At 50.2% G+C, this 249-nt stretch carries 1 tRNA gene and 1 rRNA gene; both read right to left on the bottom strand.

The features are described from left to right. Window positions 1-74: transfer RNA gene (locus C3D30_RS20250), tRNA-Ile, on the bottom strand. 68 nt (window positions 75-142) lie between these two features. Then, window positions 143-249 (bottom strand): 16S ribosomal RNA (locus C3D30_RS20245); the annotation flags it as partial.

Raw genomic sequence — 249 nt, 5'->3', positions numbered from 1 at the left:
TAGGCCTGAGTGGACTTGAACCACCGACCTCACCCTTATCAGGGGTGCGCTCTAACCACCTGAGCTACAAGCCTGTAGAGGTTTTACTGCTCATTTTCATCAGACAATCTGTGTGAGCACTGCAAAGAACGCTTCTTTAAGGTAAGGAGGTGATCCAACCGCAGGTTCCCCTACGGTTACCTTGTTACGACTTCACCCCAGTCATGAATCACAAAGTGGTAAGCGCCCTCCCGAAGGTTAAGCTACCTA

This window comes from Escherichia sp. MOD1-EC5433 (genome assembly GCF_002966005.1).
GTDB lineage: Bacteria > Pseudomonadota > Gammaproteobacteria > Enterobacterales > Enterobacteriaceae > Escherichia > Escherichia ruysiae.
The sequence above is the reverse complement of the archived record's forward strand: the minus strand, read 5'-3'. Positions and strand labels throughout refer to the sequence as shown.